Annotated in this window: 15 protein-coding genes; 6 read left to right on the forward strand and 9 right to left on the reverse strand. The window is 70.5% G+C overall.

Annotation, left to right across the window (positions count from 1 at the left end; genetic code table 11):
* Window positions 1-98: 98 nt before the first annotated feature.
* The 5 genes from Pla133_RS02180 to Pla133_RS02200 all read left to right on the forward strand — a co-directional run bounded on the left by Pla133_RS02180 (window position 99) and on the right by Pla133_RS02200 (window position 7,793).
* Window positions 99-1,769 carry an FG-GAP repeat protein gene (locus tag Pla133_RS02180; protein ID WP_145061932.1) on the forward strand — a complete coding sequence of 557 codons (1,671 nt, stop codon included), beginning with the start codon at window positions 99-101 and terminating at the stop codon, window positions 1,767-1,769.
* A 419-nt stretch (window positions 1,770-2,188) separates the two neighbouring features.
* Complete coding sequence (locus Pla133_RS02185) at window positions 2,189-4,738, forward strand: S8 family serine peptidase (RefSeq protein ID WP_145061934.1); 2,550 nt, start codon at window positions 2,189-2,191, stop codon at window positions 4,736-4,738.
* Between the two features lie 289 nt (window positions 4,739-5,027).
* A complete protein-coding gene (locus Pla133_RS02190; RefSeq protein WP_145061936.1) occupies window positions 5,028-5,435 on the forward strand; it encodes a hypothetical protein in 408 nt (135 codons plus the stop codon).
* Between the two features lie 168 nt (window positions 5,436-5,603).
* A complete protein-coding gene (locus tag Pla133_RS02195; protein ID WP_145061938.1) occupies window positions 5,604-6,488 on the forward strand; it encodes a hypothetical protein in 885 nt (294 codons plus the stop codon).
* A 45-nt stretch (window positions 6,489-6,533) separates the two neighbouring features.
* Entirely contained in the window at window positions 6,534-7,793 is a 1,260-nt protein-coding gene (locus Pla133_RS02200; protein WP_145061940.1) for a hypothetical protein, read from the forward strand.
* Between the two features lie 22 nt (window positions 7,794-7,815).
* Here Pla133_RS02200 and Pla133_RS02205 read toward each other — a convergent pair whose 3' ends face one another.
* From Pla133_RS02205 to Pla133_RS02245, 9 genes are all read right to left on the reverse strand, one after another.
* Window positions 7,816-8,226: a hypothetical protein gene (locus Pla133_RS02205; RefSeq protein WP_145061942.1), complete on the reverse strand. Its 411-nt coding sequence runs from the start codon at window positions 8,224-8,226 to the stop codon at window positions 7,816-7,818.
* Window positions 8,227-8,235: 9 nt separating this feature from the next.
* The gene (locus Pla133_RS02210) at window positions 8,236-9,606 is read right to left on the reverse strand and encodes a Dyp-type peroxidase (protein WP_145061943.1); all 1,371 of its coding nucleotides are present in this window, start codon (window positions 9,604-9,606) and stop codon (window positions 8,236-8,238) included.
* A gap of 26 nt (window positions 9,607-9,632) precedes the next feature.
* Window positions 9,633-10,979, reverse strand: coding sequence for a hypothetical protein (locus tag Pla133_RS02215; RefSeq protein WP_145168256.1), 1,347 nt, complete (start codon window positions 10,977-10,979; stop codon window positions 9,633-9,635).
* Window positions 10,980-11,056: 77 nt separating this feature from the next.
* Entirely contained in the window at window positions 11,057-12,259 is a 1,203-nt protein-coding gene (locus Pla133_RS02220; protein ID WP_145061947.1) for a cytochrome P450, read from the reverse strand.
* Between the two features lie 27 nt (window positions 12,260-12,286).
* A complete protein-coding gene (locus Pla133_RS02225; protein ID WP_145061949.1) occupies window positions 12,287-13,255 on the reverse strand; it encodes an alpha/beta hydrolase in 969 nt (322 codons plus the stop codon).
* Window positions 13,256-13,273: 18 nt separating this feature from the next.
* The gene (locus Pla133_RS02230; protein WP_145061951.1) at window positions 13,274-16,738 is read right to left on the reverse strand and encodes an alpha/beta fold hydrolase; all 3,465 of its coding nucleotides are present in this window, start codon (window positions 16,736-16,738) and stop codon (window positions 13,274-13,276) included.
* Window positions 16,739-16,742: 4 nt separating this feature from the next.
* The gene (locus tag Pla133_RS02235; protein ID WP_145061953.1) at window positions 16,743-17,543 is read right to left on the reverse strand and encodes a hypothetical protein; all 801 of its coding nucleotides are present in this window, start codon (window positions 17,541-17,543) and stop codon (window positions 16,743-16,745) included.
* A 174-nt stretch (window positions 17,544-17,717) separates the two neighbouring features.
* Entirely contained in the window at window positions 17,718-19,256 is a 1,539-nt protein-coding gene (locus tag Pla133_RS02240; protein ID WP_145061954.1) for a metallophosphoesterase family protein, read from the reverse strand.
* A 196-nt stretch (window positions 19,257-19,452) separates the two neighbouring features.
* Window positions 19,453-20,118 carry a chromophore lyase CpcT/CpeT gene (locus Pla133_RS02245; protein WP_145061956.1) on the reverse strand — a complete coding sequence of 222 codons (666 nt, stop codon included), beginning with the start codon at window positions 20,116-20,118 and terminating at the stop codon, window positions 19,453-19,455.
* 329 nt (window positions 20,119-20,447) lie between these two features.
* Here Pla133_RS02245 and Pla133_RS02250 point away from each other — a divergent pair, with 329 nt between their 5' ends.
* Window positions 20,448-20,792 carry a hypothetical protein gene (locus tag Pla133_RS02250; protein WP_145061958.1) on the forward strand — a complete coding sequence of 115 codons (345 nt, stop codon included), beginning with the start codon at window positions 20,448-20,450 and terminating at the stop codon, window positions 20,790-20,792.
* Window positions 20,793-20,831: the final 39 nt, after the last annotated feature.

Here is a 20,831-nt window from a genome sequence, read left to right on the forward strand (position 1 = left end):
GTGCTCAACACCGAGCACCGGTCCGCAGGGCCCGGCGCCCACTTCCCCTCGAGCAATCCCGCGCCCGCGAGGCGCGGCCGGAACAGACAGGACCCCCCATGCAGCTTCGACTCCTCGTCCCACTGGCCCTCGGCCTGGCCTGCGGAGCCGGCGCCGCCGCGGCCCAGAGCTACACCCTCGCCACCCTCTCGCCCCAGGACACCAGCGCTGACGACCTGATCGGCTCCGCCTGCGACGTGAGCGGGACCACGGCGATCGTCGGTGGCTACGGCCACGACGACGGTGGAACCCCGGGCACCGGTGCCGCTTGGATCTTCGACCGCGTGGCCGGCGGCGACTGGAGTGAGTCGGTCGAGCTGCAGCCCGCCGACGGACTGCTCTCGACCCGCTTCGGCTGGGCCGTGGCGATCGACGGCGACGTGGCCATGGTCGGCGCCTACCGCGACGACACGCTCTTCAACGACGCCGGATCGGTCTACGTCTACACCCGGCAGGGCAGTGGCACATGGCTGCAGACGGGCAAGTTGGCCGCGAGCGACGCCACCGCCGGCGCCGAGTTCGGGCACGCCGTGAGCATCGACGGCAACTTCGCCGTGGTCGGCGCGCCGGGTGCGAAGTCGGGCTTCGAGACCTCCGGGGCGGGCTACGTCTTCGAGCGCCAGCCCGACGACTCCTGGCTCGAGATCGCCAAGCTCGCCAGCGACGACAACCTCGGCAACGACGAGCTGGGCTTCGACGCGTCGATCTCGGGTAGCCGCGTGGTGCTCGGCGCCCACCTGCAGGACGACAACGGAAACTCCTCGGGCGCGGCCTATGTCTACGAGCGCCAGAACGATGGCACCTGGCTCGAGACCGCCAAGCTCCTGGCCAGCGACGGCGTCGCGAGCGACTACTTCGGCTACTCGGTCGCGGTCTCCGGCGACAACATCGTCTGCGGCGCCTGGCTCGACGACGACTTCGGTAGTGGCACCGGCTCGGCCTACGTCTTCGAGCTGCAAGCCGGGAACACCTGGCTCGAGGTCGCCAAGCTGCTCCCGGGCATCAATCAGTCCAACGGTCACTTCGGTCAGTCGGTCGCGATCGACGGCGACTACGCCCTGATCGGGGCGATTCACCAGATCGTCAACTTCAAGCTCGACGCGGGCGCCGCCTACGGCTTCCGCCGCGACGGGGGAGGGGGCTGGCCGCTGGTGCAGTCGTACTTCTACGACGACATCAAGAGCGACCAGAACTTCGGTCATTGCGTCGCGCTGGACGACGGCGTCGCGGTCATCGGCTCGTCCGACAACGACGAGTTCGCCTTCAACGGCGGCCTGGCCCAGGTCTTCTACACCTACGAAGGTTCGAGCGACCCGGCGCCGGTGGTCCAGGGGGCCGGAACCCCCGGCTGCAACGGTCCCCAGGTGATCGGCCTGGCCCTTCCGGCCCAGATCGACACGGCCGGCTTCGGCTTCACATGCACCAACGCGCCGGCCTCGAGCACGGGCTTCCTGCTGGTCGGCAACGTGGCCGACATCACCGGCTCGGACATCCTCGGGTTGGGGGTGACGCTGCACGTGAACGTGCTGCTGTCGACGCCGACCCTGTTGCTCGACTTCGCGAGCGACGCGTCGGGCAACGGCCTCGCCCCGGTGCCCCTGCCGAACTCGCCGAGTCTCGTCGGCGCAGTTCTGCACGCCCAAGCGGTCTGGGCCTGGAGCAGTTGCGTCCTGCCGCCCCTGAACCTGTCGAGCTCGAACCTGGTGAGCTTCACGATCTCCGCGCCCTGATCGGGGGCAGCGGGCTTCCGACCCGCGGCGCGGGTCAACCGAGGCCGGTACCGCTCGTGCGGTGCCGGCCTTCGGCCGTTCGTTGCGATCCCCCCGGCTTCGAAGGTCGTCCTTGGTAGGGGGGCGGACTCGGTAGCGACAAGCACCCCGGGCGGTGCCAACGCGCGACGGAGCGCGTGTGTTCCGCGAAGGATCGCCGGCCCTGGGGACGGCGGTCCCACGCTTGGCGCTGGCCTGGCTTTTTCGGGAGTCAGCGGCGATTTCGTGAACGGGCGGTAACGCTGGCGATTGCTAGCGTTGCAGAGCCTCGCGCGCGAGCGCCGCGGAACCGCCGCGGGCTCGACGCAAGGAACCGAAGATGCTCGACCCTTGGCCGCTGCCCGGCCTCGGGTCGATCCTGCCCACCCCCAAGAGGACCCATGCAACTCCCCAGCCAACGCGCAGGCTTCGCCCTGTGCGCAGCTCCTCTGTTCTTCGCAGCGACCGCAACCGCGATGCAACAGAATGCGACTGTCGACCAAGGCAGCCCGCTCCGCATCGTTCCCGAGCAGAAGGCGGTCGACAGCCGCCCGACCTTCCGACCTGGGGAACTGATCATCAAGCACCACAGCCAAGCGCAGGAGCTGGCGGTGCGTGGGTTCGAGACCGAGTTCGGGCTGCGGCGCCTGCGTTCCAACGCTTCGATCGGCGCGGTGCTCTACGAGCTCCCGGAGTGGTGGACCGTGGCCGACGCCCTGCGCGCCCTGCGCGACGATCCGCGGGTCGAGTACGTCGAGCCGAACTTCCTGTCGTACCTCCACAACATCCCCAACGACGGCTTCTACGACAATTACTCGGGCGTCGCCAACGACCTGCAGAAGTGGGTCTACAACGGCATCGGTGCGGACAGCAACCTCGACGCGGAGGGGGCTTGGGACATCACCACCGGCCGTAGCGACGTGGTCATCGCGGTGATCGACACCGGCTGCGAGCTCAACCACCCGGACCTCGCGCCGAACATCTGGACCAACCCGGGTGAGATCGCCGGGAACGGTGTGGACGACGATGGCAACGGCTTCGTCGACGACGTGAACGGTTGGGACTTCCGCAACAACGACAACAACCCCAACCCGGACTACGGCGACGGCTTCGACAACGACGGCAACGGCGCCGCGGACGACGGCACCTTCCACGGGACCTTCTCGGCCTCCTGCGCCGCGGCCCGTGGCAACGACGGCAACGGCATGGCCGGCGCGGCGTGGAACTGCAAGATCATGCCGGTGAAGATCTTCACCGATGACGGCGGGGCTTCGACCTTCGACATCGCCGACGCGATCACCTACGCGGCCAACAACGGTGCGGACGTGGCCAACATGTCCTTCGGCGGCGGCTTCTCGAGCACGGTGCAGAGCGCCGTCAACTACTCCTGGGGCCAGGGGGTGGTGCAGGTCGCTTCCGCTGGCAACAGCAACTCGAGCTCGAGTGAGTACCCGGCCTCCCTGGCCCACGTGATCTCGGTCGGGGCCAGCGATTCGGGCTCGGTGCTCGGCGGCGGTTCCGGTGACCTCGACGGTCGCGCCTACTTCTCCCAGTACGGCACCGCCGCGGTCGACGTGGTCGCGCCCGGTCACCTGCTGGTCGGAGCCGCGGTCGGCACCGTGGCCGGCGGCGACGCGGGCCAGGACTACTGGATCCTCTCCTCGGGCACTTCGTTCTCAGGTCCGATCGTGGCCGGTCTCGCCGGCTTGATCGTCTCGCGCTCCAAGGACCTGGGCGCGAACCTGACCAACGACGACATCGAAGCGATCATCCAGGACACGGCCAACAACCTGCCCGATGACACGGGCGACTCGCCCAACGGCGGCTCCACCTGGGACAACCACGGTCGCGTCGACTTCCTGGCGGCGATCAATGCCGTGACCGGGGGCGGTGGGCCGACCAACAACCCGCCGGTGGCCAACGCCGGTGCGAACCAGTCCGGCACCGTCGGCAACGCGGTCAGCTTCAACGGCACGGGGTCCTTCGACCCCGACGGTGACCCGTTGACCAGCTACACCTGGAACTTCGGGGACGGCTCCGGCGGCTCGGGCGCGACCACCAGCCACACCTACTCCTCGGCGGGCAGCTACACGGTGACCCTGACCGTCAGCGACGGCCAACTCACCGACAGCGACACCGCCACGGTGAACATCACCAGCCCGCCGACGGGCGGCCCGCAGGTCTACATGGCCAGCGTGGGCTCGAACGCGGTCACGGGGCTAGGCACCGTCGCCAACGAGGACATCGTCAGTTGGGACCCGGCCACGGGTGCGATGGCCTTGGTCTTCGACGGCTCGGACGTGGGCCTGGCCTCGGCGGCGATCGACGCCCTGCACGTGATGAGCAACGGTGACTTCATCATCAGCCTCACCGCGAGCTTCTCGATCCCCGGCGTGGTCGGTGGGCCCAGTGGCACGACCGTCGACGACTCGGACCTGGTGATCTTCACCCCCTCGAGCCTCGGTGCGAACACCGCCGGGGTCTGGACCTTCCTGATGGACGGCTCCGACATCGGCCTGACCACCAATGGCGAAGACGTCGACGGGGTCTGCATGGACGCTAACGAGGACCTGCTCTTGTCCACGGTGGGTTCCGCGTCGGTGAACGGCCTCTCCGGCATCCAGGACGAGGACGTCTTCCGCTTCGTCTGGGTGACCCTGGGTTCGTCGACCTCGGGCAACTCCGTGATGCACCTGGACGGCTCCGACGTGGGCCTGTCGACCAGCTCGAGCGAGGACGTGACCGCCATCCACCAGGACGGCAACACGGCCTACATCTCGACGCTCGGCGCCTTCGGCGTCACGGGGCTCTCGGGCGGTGACGAGGACCTGTTCCGCTTCACGGGGAGCTTCGGCTCGGCCACCTCCGGCAGCTTCTCGGCCTACTTCGACGGCAGCGCCCAGGGCCTGCCCGCCGGCTGGGACGTGAACGCCGCCAGCCTGGTGCAGTGAGCCGCGCTCGACTTCGAGCTTGATCGATAGGCTCGGCATACGGCCCGGTCCGCGCGACATCGCGGGCCGGGCCGCTTCGTGTGTGGGGCGAGTCGCCGGGCCGCGCTTCTCCCCGGGCGGGGCTTCGCTGTGCGGCAGATCCGCTCGCGGCTCGCCGCTCGCGTCGTCCAGCGCGCTCGCGGATCCCAGCGCGTGGTGCTCGCAACACGCGGGTAGTGCGACGCCCGACTACAGCCGGCTTCGTCTACCGGACCGCCCAGGTTAGATTCGCCCGCGCGGAGGACTGACCATGATCGACCCCGACCATTCGACGACGAGCTGGTTCCTGTGGATCGTGGGCGTGGCCTTCCTGCTCGGGTCGGCCGTGCCCCTGTTCCTGGTGCCATTGAAATGGGGTCGGGCCTTCGGCTGGAGGCTGCCGACGGAGCAAGCCTTCACCGTCTACCTCGGCCGCTGCTTGGGTGGGGTGGCGTTGGTCCTGTCGGCCGCGACCTTCCGGGCGGCCCCCGACCCTGAGTCGCACCTGGAGTCGCTCGAGATCCTGCTCGGCTCCGCGGCGGCGCTGCTCCTGGTTCACGTCTGGGGAGCCCTGCGCCGCGAGCAGCCCTGGCAGGAGAACGTCGAGCTCCTGATGTATGCAACCATCGTCGGGTACGGTGGTTACCTCTACGCAGGTTTGCCGGGAGCGCTGCTCTAAGCCCCCCCGAGAGGTGAGTTGGGTGAGACCCGGATTCACGGTGTGACCGCGATCGGCCGGCCGGGCTAGGGTTGACGTCTGATGTGAGATCGATCTCACATCGTTTCTGCTGACTCGAGTGAGCCTGCCCCGCCCCCAGCGCCGCCCGATCCACCAACGAGGCCACCGATGAACCTGACCACCAAGCTGACCCTGTCCACCTCGCTGATCCTGTGCTCGGGAGCTCCCGCGGCCGACGCGCAGGAGGTGACCGCGACCCACGCCACGGTCATGCCCCTGGTGCTCGAGCCCTTCCAGGGCAGCATCGTCTTCGCGACGGTGCTGGCCCCCGCCGCGGGCGAGAACATCGTCCGGACCCAACTGGTGACCGACTGGACCACCAACGGAGTCCAGTCCGCGGCGCTGTTCGGCATGCACCTGTCCGCCAACCACGAGCAGGGGCATGTGGAGTGGAGCGTCACCGGCGGAGATCTCGGCTGGGGCGCGCCCGCCGGCACCTACTCGACCGCCGTGGTTACCGGCGCGCTCAACGGAACGGTCGCGGCCGGCTTCCTGCCGCTCACGACCTTCGACCTCGCCATGGAAGCCGCCGGCGGCGGTGGGCTGTGGGGGATCCTGAGCCCCGACACGAAGATCATCTACTACCACGGTCCGCGCATGGACGCCGACCAGCCGGCGGTCTCCCTGGTCTCGGGCGGTGTGCAGTCCCTGGCGCTCAACGCCGGCCCGACGGTCGGCCCGGGCCTGGCCTACATCGTGCTCGGCAGCGCGACGGCGACGGCGCCGGGGTTGGAGCTGAGCGGTGTCCACATTCCCCTGGCGGTCGACGCCTACACGAACTTCACCCTGACCAGCGCCAACCAGGGCCCGTTGGTCGGGACCCTCGGCGTCCTCGACGGCGCCGGTCGGGGTACGGCGCAGATCTCGATTCCCGCCGCTACCGATCCCGGCCTCGCGGGCACGACCCTGTACCACTCGATGCTGCTGCTCGATCTGCCGGCGGGGGCCTTGCTCTCCGCCAGCGAGGCCGTTGCACTCACCCTCGCGCCCTGATCGTCGATTTCCTCGGCAGGGCTCGACCGGCCGGCGACGGCACCCATGACTGCAGCTCGTACCGATGCTCGTACCCAAGCTCGCTCCGCGCCTTTGACCACCGGGGCGCGGGTCGACTTGGAGCGCGTGCGCAGTCAGTGCGAGCGCATCCGCGCCGAGTTCCGCCGGCTGTACGACTGGATTCCCCTGCGGCCCCTGACCGGTGAGGCCGTGGCGCGTTGGGCGGAGCTCAAGGGCCCGCTCTGCCGGCGCGTCCTGGCCGCGGTTCAGCACCGGGGCGAGCCGGCCGAGCTGGCGCGCATCCTGCCCGGCGTCGACGGCCTGGAGTTGTTCGTCGCCGCCCTCGAACGCCGCGGCTGCCCGCCCGAGCTGTGCCAAGCCGCGCGCGGGGCGGTGGCCGCCTTCGCCGAGCTGATCCACGAGGGCGGCGGGAGCCAGCGCCGCTTGGTGGCCGCCCTGCGTGAGGCGGCGGCGATTGGCCCGGGCGCAGCCGAGGGCGGTGCCGACGGGACGGCCGTGCGCGCGCGGATGCACGAGGCCGCGAGCACGTTGACGGGCTCAGCCTGCGACGCCATGGTCGTGGTCACGATCCTCTACCGCTCACGCGAGCGGTCCGGCGACCTCGATTCGATCGGCGCCCTGGGCCAGCTCGGCTATCGCGCGCGACCGGACGCGGCGCCGCTGATGGCGAAGCACTATGCACCGGTCGGGGTCGAGGACGAGACGGAGCTCGCGGGCCCGGCCGACAGCCTGCACCAGCGCTTCGGCACCCCCGACCTGGCCATCACGCGGGCGCGCATCGACGAGCGCCGGGTACTCACCACCTACGACGGGCGCCACATGGGCGAGCGGCCGATCGATGTGTGGAGCGGTCCCGTGCGGAACCGCGGGGTCTCACGGCTCGAGCCCGGCGGGGACAACGGCTACGGCACCCTGGCGGCGGTGCGCACACCGGTCCGCACGCTGGTGCACGACCTCTGGGTCGAAGCGCCCCTGGCCAACTCCAGCGTTCTGCGCGCCGGCGCCTACCGCGCCACCCCCGACGCCTTCGGGACGATCGACTACAAGCAGTGGTACGACCGGTTGCCGGGCGAGCCGCGCATCCTGCTGCCGGGGGCCGACCTGCTGGCCGGACTCGAGCGCATCCACCCGCGCCACGTCGAGGTCCTGGACCACTGCTTCGAAGCTGGCGACCTGCGGCGGGAGGGCTTCGTCTGCCACCGCTGCGTCGTCGAGTTCCCGATCTGGATGGCGATCTACCGCCTGACGCTCGAGTTTCCGCCGACGGTCGAGCCCCGCGGCTGACCGGGCGTGCAGCCCACTGCTGTCACGAGGTCGAGCGCAGCAGGAACAGCCCGAAGAACACCGACCACAGCCCGTCGCCGAGCACCATCGCCAGGGCGATCTTGGTGGCCCGGCCCTGGTGGTGCAGCACGGCGAAGGCGGCCAGGACCGTCAGCTTGCCGATGATCCCGAGCCGCACCAGCCCCGCACCGCTGCCCGGATCCAGGGCGACCAGGGCGTAGGCGACCCCGAAGACCAGGATGCCGAGGGAGACGAGTTGCTGTTGGGCGCGGCTGAGGGAGTCGTCGCGCGCGAAGCCGAAGAGGATCCGCACGCCCAGGGTCGGCTTGAACAGCGCCGGCAGGGCCAGGGCGAAGTTCCAGGCGGCCATGACCCAGAAGAACGCCGACCAGGTGGCCTCGGTCCATTCGAGGGGGTTGAGGTGGTTCAGCATGGGGCTTGGTCAGGGAGCGAGCACGTCGAGGATCGCTCTTCGGCCGGGCAGCAGGAAGTAGCCGCCGCCGCGAACCGTGACCCAACCCTTCACCCCGGCCAGGCGCCGCCGCAGGGCCCGAGGCCCGCTGCCCTGGGGGATCGTCAGGTGCCCCGCGTCGCCCGGGATCTGGTCGCCGCCGGCGATCGCGTCGACCTCGTCGAACAGGTCGGCGAACTTGGGGTGGGCCAGCCACGACTGCTGGACGAACTCGAACTGACGCGCGATGTCGCCGCACAGGGTCATGAAGAGCAGGCCCCGCTCGGCCTCGGCGTCGCCGCCGGCGGGCAGGGCCGCGCGCAGGGCTTGCGGGTACCAGTCCAGCGGAGCGTCGGCGCCGTACATGCGCCCGCGCCGATGCAGCCGGTGTAGGGCCACGATGTCGCGTGAGCGTTGAGCGTCCGCGGTGAGCGCGTCGCGCGGGTTCGAGCGGCGCACGTGGGCGCCCCGCGGGCAGTGCTCGCCATGGGGATCGTCGCCGAAGCTCGGGCCGGCGAGGATCGCGGCCTCGTCGGCGGCCGGCTCGGGGCTCGGGCTCGAGCCGCGGATCGGCATGCCATTGGGCCAGCGACCCACGGCCTTGGAGGCCAGCCACAGGGCCGAGTCCGCATCGCCCTCGGCGCATTCGAGCCAGAAGCGCCAGAAGCCGGCCACGTCCTGCTCAAGCTGACGGGCCACCAAGTACGACCCGTTCGCGGCCAGGGTCGGCACCTCTCGGACGCGCTCGACCGCGTCGCGATGACCCAACAGCACCTCCCCCGGCGGCAGGCTGTCGAGCCCCGGTCGATCGCGCCCGTCGCCGTCCCAGGCGATCCGCGTGCGCGCGATCCCGTCGCGGAAGCCGAAGGGCTCACGTCCGTGGTCCGGCAGGTGGATCGCGAGCTCGTGCAGGGGCCGCCAGCCGGGAGCCAGGCGATCGACGAGCGCAGCCGCCCGCGCCCGGGCCGAATCCGGGGTGGGGGCGTAGATCAAGAGCAGGGCGTGGGCCGCGCGGTCGCCCCAGCTCCAGCCCGCCGGATCGTTGCGGCCACGGTCGCCCAGGGCGCGGCTGCGGCGCGGCGTGACCATGCCCTGGCGGAAGGGCCGCTCGAGCTGCTCCAGTTGATCGCCGGGGGCGTCGAGGGCGCGCAGGCCCGCGGCGCTCAGGGCCAGGTGCAGCCGCGGCTCTGCGCTGCGCTCCCGTCGCCCGAACCAGACCTCGTCCTCGTAGACGAGGCCGCACAGGCCCTCGCGCGCGGCGGCCACGTCGCCCGTGGCCTCGAGCCACAGGGCGATCGACGCCGGCTGGTCCCCGTGGCCGGTGAAGACCAGGGATTGGATGTCGTCGGTCTCGACGTTCACGCGCGGCGTCTCGCCTACCGCCGCCATCAGATCCGCCGCGCCCAGGCGCGGGCCTCCTGGTCGGACAGCTCGTCGGCGAACAGGCCGTCGCGGATCGCGGCGTGGTTCAACACGTCGTTGCAGGTCAGGTCGGGGTAGGCGCTGTACCAGACCGAGGCGTCGGTCTGGTAGGTGCGGATCAGCTGCTTCCAGCCCGGACGGAAACTGGGCGGGTCGTCTTGCAGGTACAGCCAGCGCGTCTTCGGACAGCCGGCGAGGCGCGACGAGATCGGCACCACGGCGCGGTGGTTGCCGCCGATGCCGACGAAGTGATCGATGTAGGCGTCGAAGCTGCCCTCGTAGTCACTCATGAAGATCATCGAGCGGCCGCCGTCGACCTGCAGGATCCGGGCGTAGTGGATGTTGCGGGCGCCGGCCAGGGCGCCGTCGGCCCAGAAGTGCCGCGTGCCGCGCTCGGCGCCGAACAGGATCACGCGCAGCAGCACACGCGAGAGCCAGTTGTCGCGCACCGGGAACCAGACCGTGAGCTCGTTGCGCGGACGCTCGTCCTCGGCCTGCTCCAGGGCCTGGAGCTCGGCCTCAGTCGGACCGGGTGCCTCGAGGGGGCGCTCCCACAGCTCCAGGCCGCGCACGACGAGGAAGGCGACGGCGGTCGGGATCGCACCCCACAGCCACCAGATCCAGGCGCCCATGCGGGTCAGCGCGCGCTTGGGCCCCGGCTCCATGCGCCGCACGGCGTCCATCAGGTCGTAGCCGAGCACGCCGATGATCGGGAACAAGGTCAGCACCAGGGCCAGGTCGACGAGCTTCAGCGTGCGCTGGGATCGGGTCGGCCGCGGCAGCCGGCCCAGGGGGAACTCGGGGCCGGTCCACTCGGTCCGGGCGATGGCGCGCAGCTCGCGCCGCGCGGCCTCGGCGTCCAGGCTCTCCCAACGACCGCTGGCCTCCTCGCGGTCCACGCGCTCGGCCAGGGCGTCGCGCAGCCGCCGCTCGGCCTGGATCTCCTGCACGGTGCGGCCCACGGCGCCGATGTAGAGCGCGTCGTCGCGCACGCGGTGCTGCAGCAGGAAGGGCGGCAGGTCCATCGGGCGGCCGGAGGGCGCCGTGCTCCCGAGCATGTCGATCAGCACGTCGCCGGCCCGTCGGGTCAAGTCGGCCAGGTGCTCGTCCAGGGGCCGGTCGTGGATCACGTTCAGGAGCAGGCGCAGGCCTTGCCCCGTGCGCTCGTCCGCGGGCACCACGACCAGCCGCAGGAAGTGCAGGTCGCTGACCTCACCGAGCCTTTGCACCAGGTCGGGCTCCAACCTGCGCACACGATCGCGCGCGGCCGCCGGGTCCTCGCCGGGGCCGGCCCCCGAATCCAGGGGCAGCACCGTCGTCAGGCTCCGCGGCCCGCGCCAGCGCCCCCGCAGGCGATCGTTCCAGCGCTCTGCACCCGCCTGCCCCACGCTCAGACCTCGATGTTGAAGAAGGAGAGCGCGCGCAGGTCGCCCCGCTCGGCCAGGGCGTCGAGCTGGAGCACGGTGACCAGGATCGACAGGTCCTTCACCGGACAGGCGTGGAAGCCCGTCGACCAGGACAGCACCGCGTCGACCTCCGACTGCGGCCGATCCAAGCGGAACTCGTCCGGCTCGGCGAAGACCGCCGGGTCACGGTTGATGGCCACGAAGGGGTAGGCGATCTCCTCGCCGGGGTAGAGCCGCACCCGCTTGCCGCGGATGACCACCTCCTCGGGCCGCTCGAGGATGCGGTGCACGCTGGTCACGGTGGGGTACAGGCGCTGGGTCTCGATCACGAAGCGCACGCGCTCGTCGTGGGTCAGCCCGCTCCAGTCCACGTCGTACCGGCGCGCGTACTCGAGGCACTTGATCACGATCGTGCCCAGGCTGAACATCGCCGCGAACAGCACCATGTCGATCCGCAGCTCGTCGATCCCCAGGTCCTGCAGGGGTCGGTAGGCGTCGCGGCGCATGCGCTCGCGGGTGCCGAGCAGGCCCAGGACGAAGGGCGCGTAGTAGCCGAACAGGGTGTGCTCGCCGAAGCGGAAGAAGTAGGCGCGCGTGACGGCCTCGGCCTGGGCCGCCGGCAGGTCCTGGCCCGACAGCAGGCGCACCATGATCCGGGTCGAGGTGCCGCGCACGCCGAACATCGACGCCATCTGCGGCGACGCCTTCCAGTCGGCCAGGATGTCCGCGCAGCGCGCCTGCAGGGTCGGGTAGTCGGGCGAGGTCAGCCAGTCGCTGACGATCTCCCGATTCATGTGCTCGCGCAGCACCCGGCGCGCGGGCTGGGAGGTCGTGATCGGCCCCGCGTTGGTGACGAACACCCCGGGATCCCCCGCGACCATCGGCACGCCCATGAAGCGGCTGCCGCGCAGGCGGATGTGGGGGATCTCCTCCAGCGCCCGGGCGTGGCCGGTGACCATGACCGCCTTGCCGAACAGGAAGTCACCGCCGAAGAGGCGGTGGTTGATCGACATCGCGTAGTTCTGGACGTTCGCGAAGACCATCGCGAAGTCGAAGACCTGGGTCAGCTCGAGCAGCACCCAACGCAGCGGGCGCAGGGGCTGGCGGTAGGCGAAGAGCTTGAGCTGCATCGCCAGCCACATGAACGGCGGGGTGACGACGTGGGCGGCGCGGCGGATCGGGTCCAAGGTGGGGGGCTTCGCGTGCCCTTCTGGTCAGGGCGATGGGGATTCCGGTGCGGAGGGATCGTCACGGCTGACGTCGCCCTCTGCAACACTCACTCCGGTTGAGGCCGAGCGGATCGGTGCCGCGGTACGGGAGGGAGGCCGCAGCTCGACCGAGCGCAGACCCTGGGCGCGCTCGGCGCACTCGACCAGCCAGAGCGCCAGGTCCCTGCGAACGGCAGTGACGATCGGCGAGGGCAGCACCACGTGGCCACAACTGTCGAGTACGTGAAGGGACCAGCCGGGGCGACGCCGGCTGAGCTCGCCGAAGAAGCGCCGCTGCTCTTCGAGGTCGATCAGGCGGTCGCGCGCACCCAGCCAGACCCTGGCCGGCGCCTCGAGCCGGGCGAAGCGGTCGGCGAACTTCCGTGAGCGGAGCCAACCGGTGCGGCGACGAACTTGCCCGGCGGTCATGCGCCGCAGCCCTGCGAAGAACCCGTGGTCCACTCCGTCGCCGGTGGGGCCGAAGGCGAGCCTCCCCAGTCGACCGATCACCGCGCGATAGAGGAAGGTCGGGGTCACGGCCATGGCCAGGCTCGCCAGCCGAGTTCGCCCGGCCGGTAGGGCGGAGAAGGGGCTGAAGAGCACGCAGCCGTCGACGCGGGCTCCGAGCGCAGGCGCGACCACCGCCGCCAGGAGGTTGCCGAAGGATTGGCCCCACACCAGGCAGGACTCAGCCCCGCGGCGCTGCAAGTGCCCTCGGACAAGGTCGCTGCAGGTGCCGACCAAGGCCTCGAGGCTGGCGTGTCGCTCGGCGCTGAAGTCCACCACGACCAATTCGATCGTCGGCGCACCCGCGGCGATCGCCTGCTCGACGGCCGGCTGGGCCAGGTGCAGACAGCTACTTCCGTCGCCTTCCATGCCGGGGAACAGGAACAGGGGCAGGCCCTCGCCGGTGGAGCGCAGCACCACGCCGTTCGCAGCGTCCACATCCGTCCAGATCAAGGGTTCCGAGTGCATGGCGGCCTCCTGGCCTGGCTAGGCGGGCGAGAAGCGATCCAGGTGAGCGAGGATCGCGGGGTAGACGTCGCGCGAGGCGTGGGCCCCGAAAATGCAGTCGATGTGCCCGTAGCCGTCGATTAGGTGGTAGCTGTAGCGGTCCGGGCCAAAGCGCTCGACCAGGGCATCGTGGGTGCGACGGGTCGTGGCCGGCTCGAAGCAGGCGTTCTCGGAGCCGTGGATGAAGGTGATCGGCAGGTCGAGCCGGTCCAGGTGTGGCAGGTACCGCTCGGAGCCGTTGGCGCCGACCAGGTGGCCGGCTCGCACCATCCGCGCCAGGTGCGCGAAGGCGTCGATGTTGGCGACCCCGAACATCTCGCGCAGGGCCTCGTGGGTCGCTCGGTTGAGCCGGTCGTGCTCGTAGAGCGGGCCGTAGAGGAAGGCGATGCGATGGCAGACCGACGAGGAGCACCACTCCTCGGCCTCGAGCGGCTGCAGGCGCAAGAGCTTGCTGAACAGGCTGGCGCGCCAGGTGGGGTGCTCGCCCGCATAGGCCGTCAGGCTGTCGACGCCCATCAGGTCGAGCACGCCCGGCAGGTGCAGGCCGCTCTTCAAGCGGGTCATCAGCGGCGCCACCACGTGGGCCGCGGTCTGGGAGGTGACCACCGAGTGGACCCCGGTCATGCCGCTCAACAGCGCCATGAACAGGGTCGTGCCACCGAAACAGTGGCCGACCACGTCGATCTGGTCGAAGTCGGTGACCCGGCGCAGGTGGGCGATCGCGGCCGGGTAGTCGTGGTCGGCGATCTCGTCCCCGCTGAAGCGCTCGTGCGCGGCGGGCACCTCGATGCTGGTGCGGTTCTCGAGCAGCCACACGTCGTGCCCGGCCGCGCACAGGGCCTCGACCAGGTTCTGCTCGATCGTATCGATCGTGAAGATGCGACTGGAGACGCCCAGACCGTGCAGCAGCAGGAGCGGCCGGCGGTCCCCGGCCCGATAGCGCAGCAGTCGCAGCTCCACCCCGTCGGCGGTCACGAGCGGGTGCACCTCGGGCACGGGGGCGGCGATCGCCCGACGCTCCCGCGGCGGCACGTCGACCGTCAGATTCGCACTCGTACCGAGCGCACTCGGGTCCTTGCGCGTCACCGTGTTCGCACTGTCACCGGCGAAGAAGGGCGCGTACACGTCCAGCAGGGAACCGGCGAAGAGCCCCCCGAAGCGCGCCAGGGCGCCCAACCCTTCGAGCTTCGACGAAGCCCCGGTGGCCTTCATCGTCCTCAGTTGCCGGGCGAAGTCGAGGGGCTCGATCACCAGCTGCCCCGCGCCCCGGCGCGCGCCCGCGGCGTCGTCGACGTGGAAGAACAGGGTCGTCGTGTCGGCCACCACGTCGATCCCGGCGTCGTCGCGGACTTCCTTCCAACCGGTGAAGCGAAGGCTCTCGCCCTCGATCGTCTCGAGGTTCATGGAGTACTCCATGCGCCGCCGACGCACCCGGTCGTCGTCCGGAACGAAGAGCCGGAAGCGACCATCGTGCACGGTCATCGGCCCGTCCGAGAGCACCGGCGCCAGGGCGGTGCCGAACATCGTGGCCGTAGCCAGGGGGTCGCGGGAGAAGGCGCGGATGTCGTCGACGCCGACCGTGAGGGTGAATTCGAAGGCCGCGTCCACGTCCTTGCCCCGGGCGGCCGCCGCGGGTCCGGCCTCGGCCTCGGGATCGAGGTCGATCCAGCCGCGCATGGTCTCGGTGAACTCGACGCCCACGGGCCGCGGCCCGGCGGCGCCGACGGGTGTCGTCGCGTCGACCCCGCGGACGATCTGGCTCGCGTCCCAGCCCGCGTCCTGGGCCATGATCTCGCAGGCGCGCTCCGCCAGGGCCGAGATGGTCAGGAGCGGGTTCACGCCCAGGGGGCGCGGGATGATCGAGCCGTCGAGGACGTAGAGGCCCTCGTGCACCGCGCCCTCGGCGCCATCTCCGCGGAACACCCGACCTGCGTGGTCCACGACGCCGCGGCTGGCGTCGGCGCCCATGGGGCAGCCGCCCAGGGGGTGCACCGTCACCAGGCGCTCGCCCAGCATCTCGGTGCTGCCCGGGTTGCGCACGTAGGTCGCCCCCAGGGGCACGGAGGCCTGGTACAGGGTGCGGTCGACCTCTTCGAAGATCGGCTGGTCGGCATAGTCCTCCCAGTGCACGCGCACGTGGTCGCCGTCGAGCTCGAGGCGTCCGGCCCCGTCGTCGTGGCTCATGACCAGGAAGGTCTGGGTGTGATCGAGGGCCTTGCCCCCGATTCCCCACTGCCGCAATCGCTCGCCGATCGAGTCCATGAAGCCGGAGTCGGTGTCCTCGCCGTCCAGCTTCGCCGCCACGGCCAGGGCCCCGCCGAGGAAGTCCCGCGCCAGACCCGGCAACGACCCCTCCTCGATGACCATGTCGTGCGCGACGCCCTCGCGATCGCGCAGGTCGATGATCCCGGTGATGCAGGGGCCCACCGGGTGCTCGGGGTCGGGTTCGTCGTCGCCCGCGCCCACGCCGTCGATGCGCTCGTCGGCGTTGTAGGCGAAGGCCAGCACGTCCCCGTTGCCCGTGAAGCGCGCGCCCAGGCGCGGCGAGAGGGAGAGGCCCCGGGCGGCCGAGCGCAGCAGGATCTCGGTGCTGCCCAGGGCCCCCGCGCCGAGCACGACCCGGCCGGCTCGCACGAACAGCTCCTGATCGCCGAACAGCTCACGCCCCGCGCACAGGGCGTCGAAGTGCACCACCCACCCGTCGCCCTGGCGCTCCACGTGGCGCACGGAGGCCTCGGTGAAGATCTCCGCCCCGTGGCGCACGGCGTCGGGCAGGTAGTTCTGGGTCAGGGTGCCCTTGGAGCCCGTGTTGCAGCCGGTGACGCAGTCGCCGCACAGGTTGCAGGCCACCTGGGTCACCCCCGCGGCGTTGACGCGGTCCTCGAAGGCCACGTTGATCGGCGGACGGTAGAAGCAGTGGCCCGCGCCCAGGGCCTCGGCCGAGCGTTCGAGGGCGCTGAGCTTCTTCAACTCGGGCGCGCCCGCCGGGTAGGGGGTGGGCTGCAGCATGGCCTCGGCCCGCTGGAAGCCGCGTTCCAACCCTTCACCGCCGTCCTCCACCAGGGCGTCCGGCCAGGCGTCGCCCTCGAAGACCTCCGGCGTGGGCCGTAGGGCCACGTTGGCGTTGATCAGGGACGTGCCGCCCAGGCCGTTGCCCTGGAACACGTTCACGTCGTCGTTGACGCGGAAGTCGTAGAGCCCGTTGGGATTGCCGAGCCGCGCCGAGGCCTCGCGCGTGGTGAGGGTGAAGGACAACTCGTCCTTGGCCGCCCCGAGGGTCGTCGGGAAGCGATCGAACTCGCGCCCGCGCTCGAGCACGCAGACCGATTGGCCCGCACGGGCCAGTCGGCAGGCCGCAATGGCGGCGCCGTAGCCGGAACCGACCACGACCACGTCGTAACGGGGCTCGAGCGTGGCGATGTCGCGGGAGAGTCGGGTGGTCATGGGGTCAGCTTCCCGGGGCGACGCGCAGCACGCCGTCCATGTAGTGCTCGAGGTTCCAGGTCCCCGAGAGGCGTTCACCTTGCTCGGTCGCCTGGGTGTGGAACTTGTACCAGTAGCGCGCCGACTGCCAGATCGCCTCGGGGCACGAGCTGCGACTGGCGAGGCCGGGGGTCAGTTCGAAACCGCTGCTGCCCACGACGTGCTCGGCGAAGACGGCCGAGGGAACGCCCACTTCGTGCAGCAGGGGGTTGGGCGAGGCACCCACGCCCCATGAGAAGGCCAGCCAGGTGACGACCAGGTCGAGCGCATCGATCAGGCCACGGTCGTGGCTGAAGGTCTTGATCGCCGCCCTCAGCTCCGACTGGGCCACGGGCAGGCGTATCAGGGCGATGTTGGGGTAGGCCTTGCGGTCGGCGAAATCCTCGAGCCGCGCCTCGACCACGCCGTTGTTGTCGATCGCCTGCGAAGTCGCGCTCCCGGCCACCGGCACGTGGAACAGGGGAGTCTTGCCCGCATTCTTGTAGAGCTTGCCGGGCATCAGCGCCACGTGGGACCAGTTGCCGGGCGTCAGGGTCGAGCGCGCGTGGGACTGGGCGATGCGGATCCGCAAGGAGATGGTGTCCGTCCCGCCGAGCAGCAAGAGGTGTCCGCCGTCGTGATCGGGTTGCGCCTGGCACCACGCGACGTTGTCTTGCATCCGGTCGCCCTTCTTGGCGCCGGCCCTCTTCACCGTCGCGACAGCGCGCTTCGCCTCGACGAAGTCCTCGTTCGGCTTCGAGGACGTGGATCGTTGGAGGTGCATCATGGTCTTGGAGCTAGGGGCAGAGTTGGAGATCCAGGGCAGCGTCTGGAATCTCGTGCAGAGTTGTGGACCTGAGGCCAGTCGTAGATCGAAGGCCGGCTTTGGATCGAGGGCCCGTTGTGGATCGAAGGCCCGTTGTGGATCGAAGGCAGAGCCGTTGGCTCGGACCGAAGTGGATCAGGGCTGCGGCATGGGCATGTGACTGGTGAACACGGGCACCGGCGGCCCCGGTGCAACGTCGGCGGCCACGGGGAAGTAGCGCACGCTGGCGTGGATGCGGGCGCCGACGCGACGGAAGGTCAACAGGCCGAGCTGGTCCCCCCGCTGCCCTTCGAATTCCTGCTCCGGGCGAATTCCGATTCCGTCCGGCCGGAACTTCGGCCGTCGGCAGGCCCAGGTCTTGCTGACGATGTCCTGGGCGAAGTGTCGGGGTGGCGCGGCGGGGTGGGAGTGGCGCGGCCAAGGGTCGCGGGTCCCGAACAGCCCGCGGGCCCAGTTGGTCCCCTCCTTCCACCAGTCCGTCGCCACGTTCGTGACCAGGGCCATGGGCGACACGATCACCTCGTAGAGGTTGGCACCGCCGCTGGAGCGGACGGCCTCGGTCACCCGACCCCAGTGCACGTCGCCAGTGAGGCACACGATCGGATTCCGCGCGGCCAACAGGGGGCGCACAAGCTCGCCGTAGTCCTTGTAGTTGGGCAGGGTCCAATCGGCCACGCGGCCCTGCGCCCCGCCCACGGCCTCGTCGAACATCGGCTGGCCGGTGACCAAGAGCCCCACGCGACCCTTGCGGTTGAGCTCCTCGACCCAAGCGCCGAGCTCGTCGCCCAACCCGACCGGTGCGGACCGCTCGCAATTCATCTGGCGCTCGGTGCGCGTGTCGGCCAAGAAGATCGACAGCGGGTGCACGTCGATGGTCGTCGACGCACTCAGCGGCAAGGTGTCCGGCTGCGAGGCCTGAAAACCGGCGTACTGCTCCGCAGCCGCCGCCTTCCACGCCTTGCGCCCGGCCTTCGTGTAGCTGTTCTCGATGAACGGCGAGGCCTCGGGGAAGTTGTTCCAGTATTCGTGGTCGTCGGGCAGGCACAGACTCGGTCCGAACTGGAGAGCCGGCGCCAGGCCGCTTTGGTGGATCCAGTTGCGCGTGTACTCACCCTCGAAGATCTCGGCCAGACGCGCGCGGTCCTTGGGCAGGTCGCGCAGGGTCGGTAGATCGAGGTAGACCTGATCGCCCATGAGCAGCGAGAGCTGGGGTCGCCCGGGCCGGACCGCCAGACTGATCCGGTTGAGTGTCTTCTCGAGGTTGGGGGGCTGGCTCTCCTTCACGTGGAAGCAGGAGCCCAGCACCAGGTGGAACGGGTCCTTGCCGTCGGTCAGGGTCTGCTGCGGCAGGGCGCGGGTCCGCAGGCTGGCCACGTCGTCGCCCGCGCGCACCTCGACCTTCACGTCCTCGTGCGAGGCCTGGCCGTCGAAATCGAACACCCCACTGAAGGCGCGGTCGGGCGCGGCGCCTTCCGCGAAGCCGGCCCGCACGCTCCGCAGGTGGCGCACCGCTCTTGGTTGCGTCGGCACCCCGTCCACGAACCACTCGAGCTGCGGGGTCGTGCGGCGCTGGAATGCGCCGACCCAGACGCGGATCGTCCCCGGCGGCGCGCCCTTGGCGTGCAGCACCAGCGTCGCGACACCCGCGACTCTTCTCTTTGCGGTGGTGGGCAACGTGGTTCGCTCCTGGCGCCGGTAGGAGGGGGACTGGCGAGCCCGATCGGGCCTCTTCGCGGTCGCCCTGCCATGAACCAACGGAGATCGAGGGCCGGGCGAACCCTCCGGACGGCAATCGCGTGCTGCCGGCGCACCAAGGCGCCGGTGCCCGGGCCGCCTTCAGCGGCGCATGACGAATCGCCTCGCGCGGCCTTCAGCGGCGCTTGACAAATCGATAGCCGCCGGCCGCCGCGCCCCACACCTGTTCCCCGTTGGCGTCGAAGCCCCGATCCCAGCTGGACAGGGAGGTGGCGGTGATCGTCACCTCACTGGTGGCGTAGACCGCGTCGCCCAGGCTGCTGGCGCAGTCCTGACCGCGGGTCGAGCCGACCCAGCCCGTGGGGGTGCGCCGCAGCCAGATCGAGCAACCCTCGCGCCGTATCAGGTCCCGGGGCCCGAGCCCCGCCAGCCGCGCGGGGTCGCGCCAGGCGCCGGCCAGGGCCAGGGGGTCGCCGGGCAGCTCGTAGACGTCGCTACGCACGCCGGCGCCGTCGCGCACCAGGTGGTAGACGCGTTGGCGGTAGGGCCGGTCGAGGGCGGTCGCGGCGGCCTGCTCCACGTAGAGCCAGGGGCCGTCGCTGCGGTCGGTCCAGATGCGGACCGTCTCCAGGTGGATGTCGAGGTAGTCATCCGGCGCCTGGGCCGCCTGGTCGGCGCTGTCGAAGGAGCCGACCATCCAGTGGGCCAGCTCGACCGCCTTGTCGAGCACCGCTGGACTCCCCCCGCCCGGCCCCGCGCAGCCGGTGGCGGCCGCGGCCACGCCCAGAACGAGAGCCAGCGCGAATCCCCGGGCCCCCGGGCTGGTCGATCGTCGAGTCATGAGGCCCGCGAGCTTAGCCCGGCAATCCCGTCGGCGGACTCTCGGAGCGATTCCGGGGAGCGTGCCGCTGGAACCGAACGGTCGATCTGCCCAAAAGAGCGTGTGGATCGAGCCCTTCACCCGCGACGCGGGATCCCGGCGAGTGTGACGCCCGATCCCGCTCCCCGGACGCAAGTGCCGGTAGAAAACCGGTTTCCGATTTGCGGACCACGAATCGGTGTCGACCCGCGTGCGCTTCAGGTCCGCCGCGCCGCTCCCAGTCGTAGAGACAACCTGACCCCATGAGGCGCCGAGTGGTGCCTCCGCCCCAATCCGAATGGAGGCCTGAAGTGAAGAAAGCCTACGAACTCCAAGAAGCCGACAAGCTGCGCCCGCTGATCCAGTCCATCGCGCACGAGCTCGACGAGCGCTTCATGGCAGTCAAGCGGCTCGAGCGGCGCCTCCGACGAATCGAGCGAGAGGGTGGTGACGGCACCCAATCGACGATCGCCGTGGCCGCGCTCGCCGAGCACCGACGCAACCTGCGACTGAGCGTCGCCGAACTCGAGCTGCTCGGCGCCGAGGTCGAGCCCGGCCTTCCGGTGACCGTGCGACTCCCCGGCCCGGACGGCAGCTTCGAGACCGGCTACCGGGTCTCGGCCCAGGACGGCGCGGTTGCGGAACAAGCGGCCTGAGCCGGATCGGTAGACACAAGAGCGCGGGGCGAGTGGACC

Origin of the sequence: Engelhardtia mirabilis, assembly GCF_007748095.1 — a bacterium.
Classification (GTDB): Bacteria; Planctomycetota; UBA1135; order UBA1135.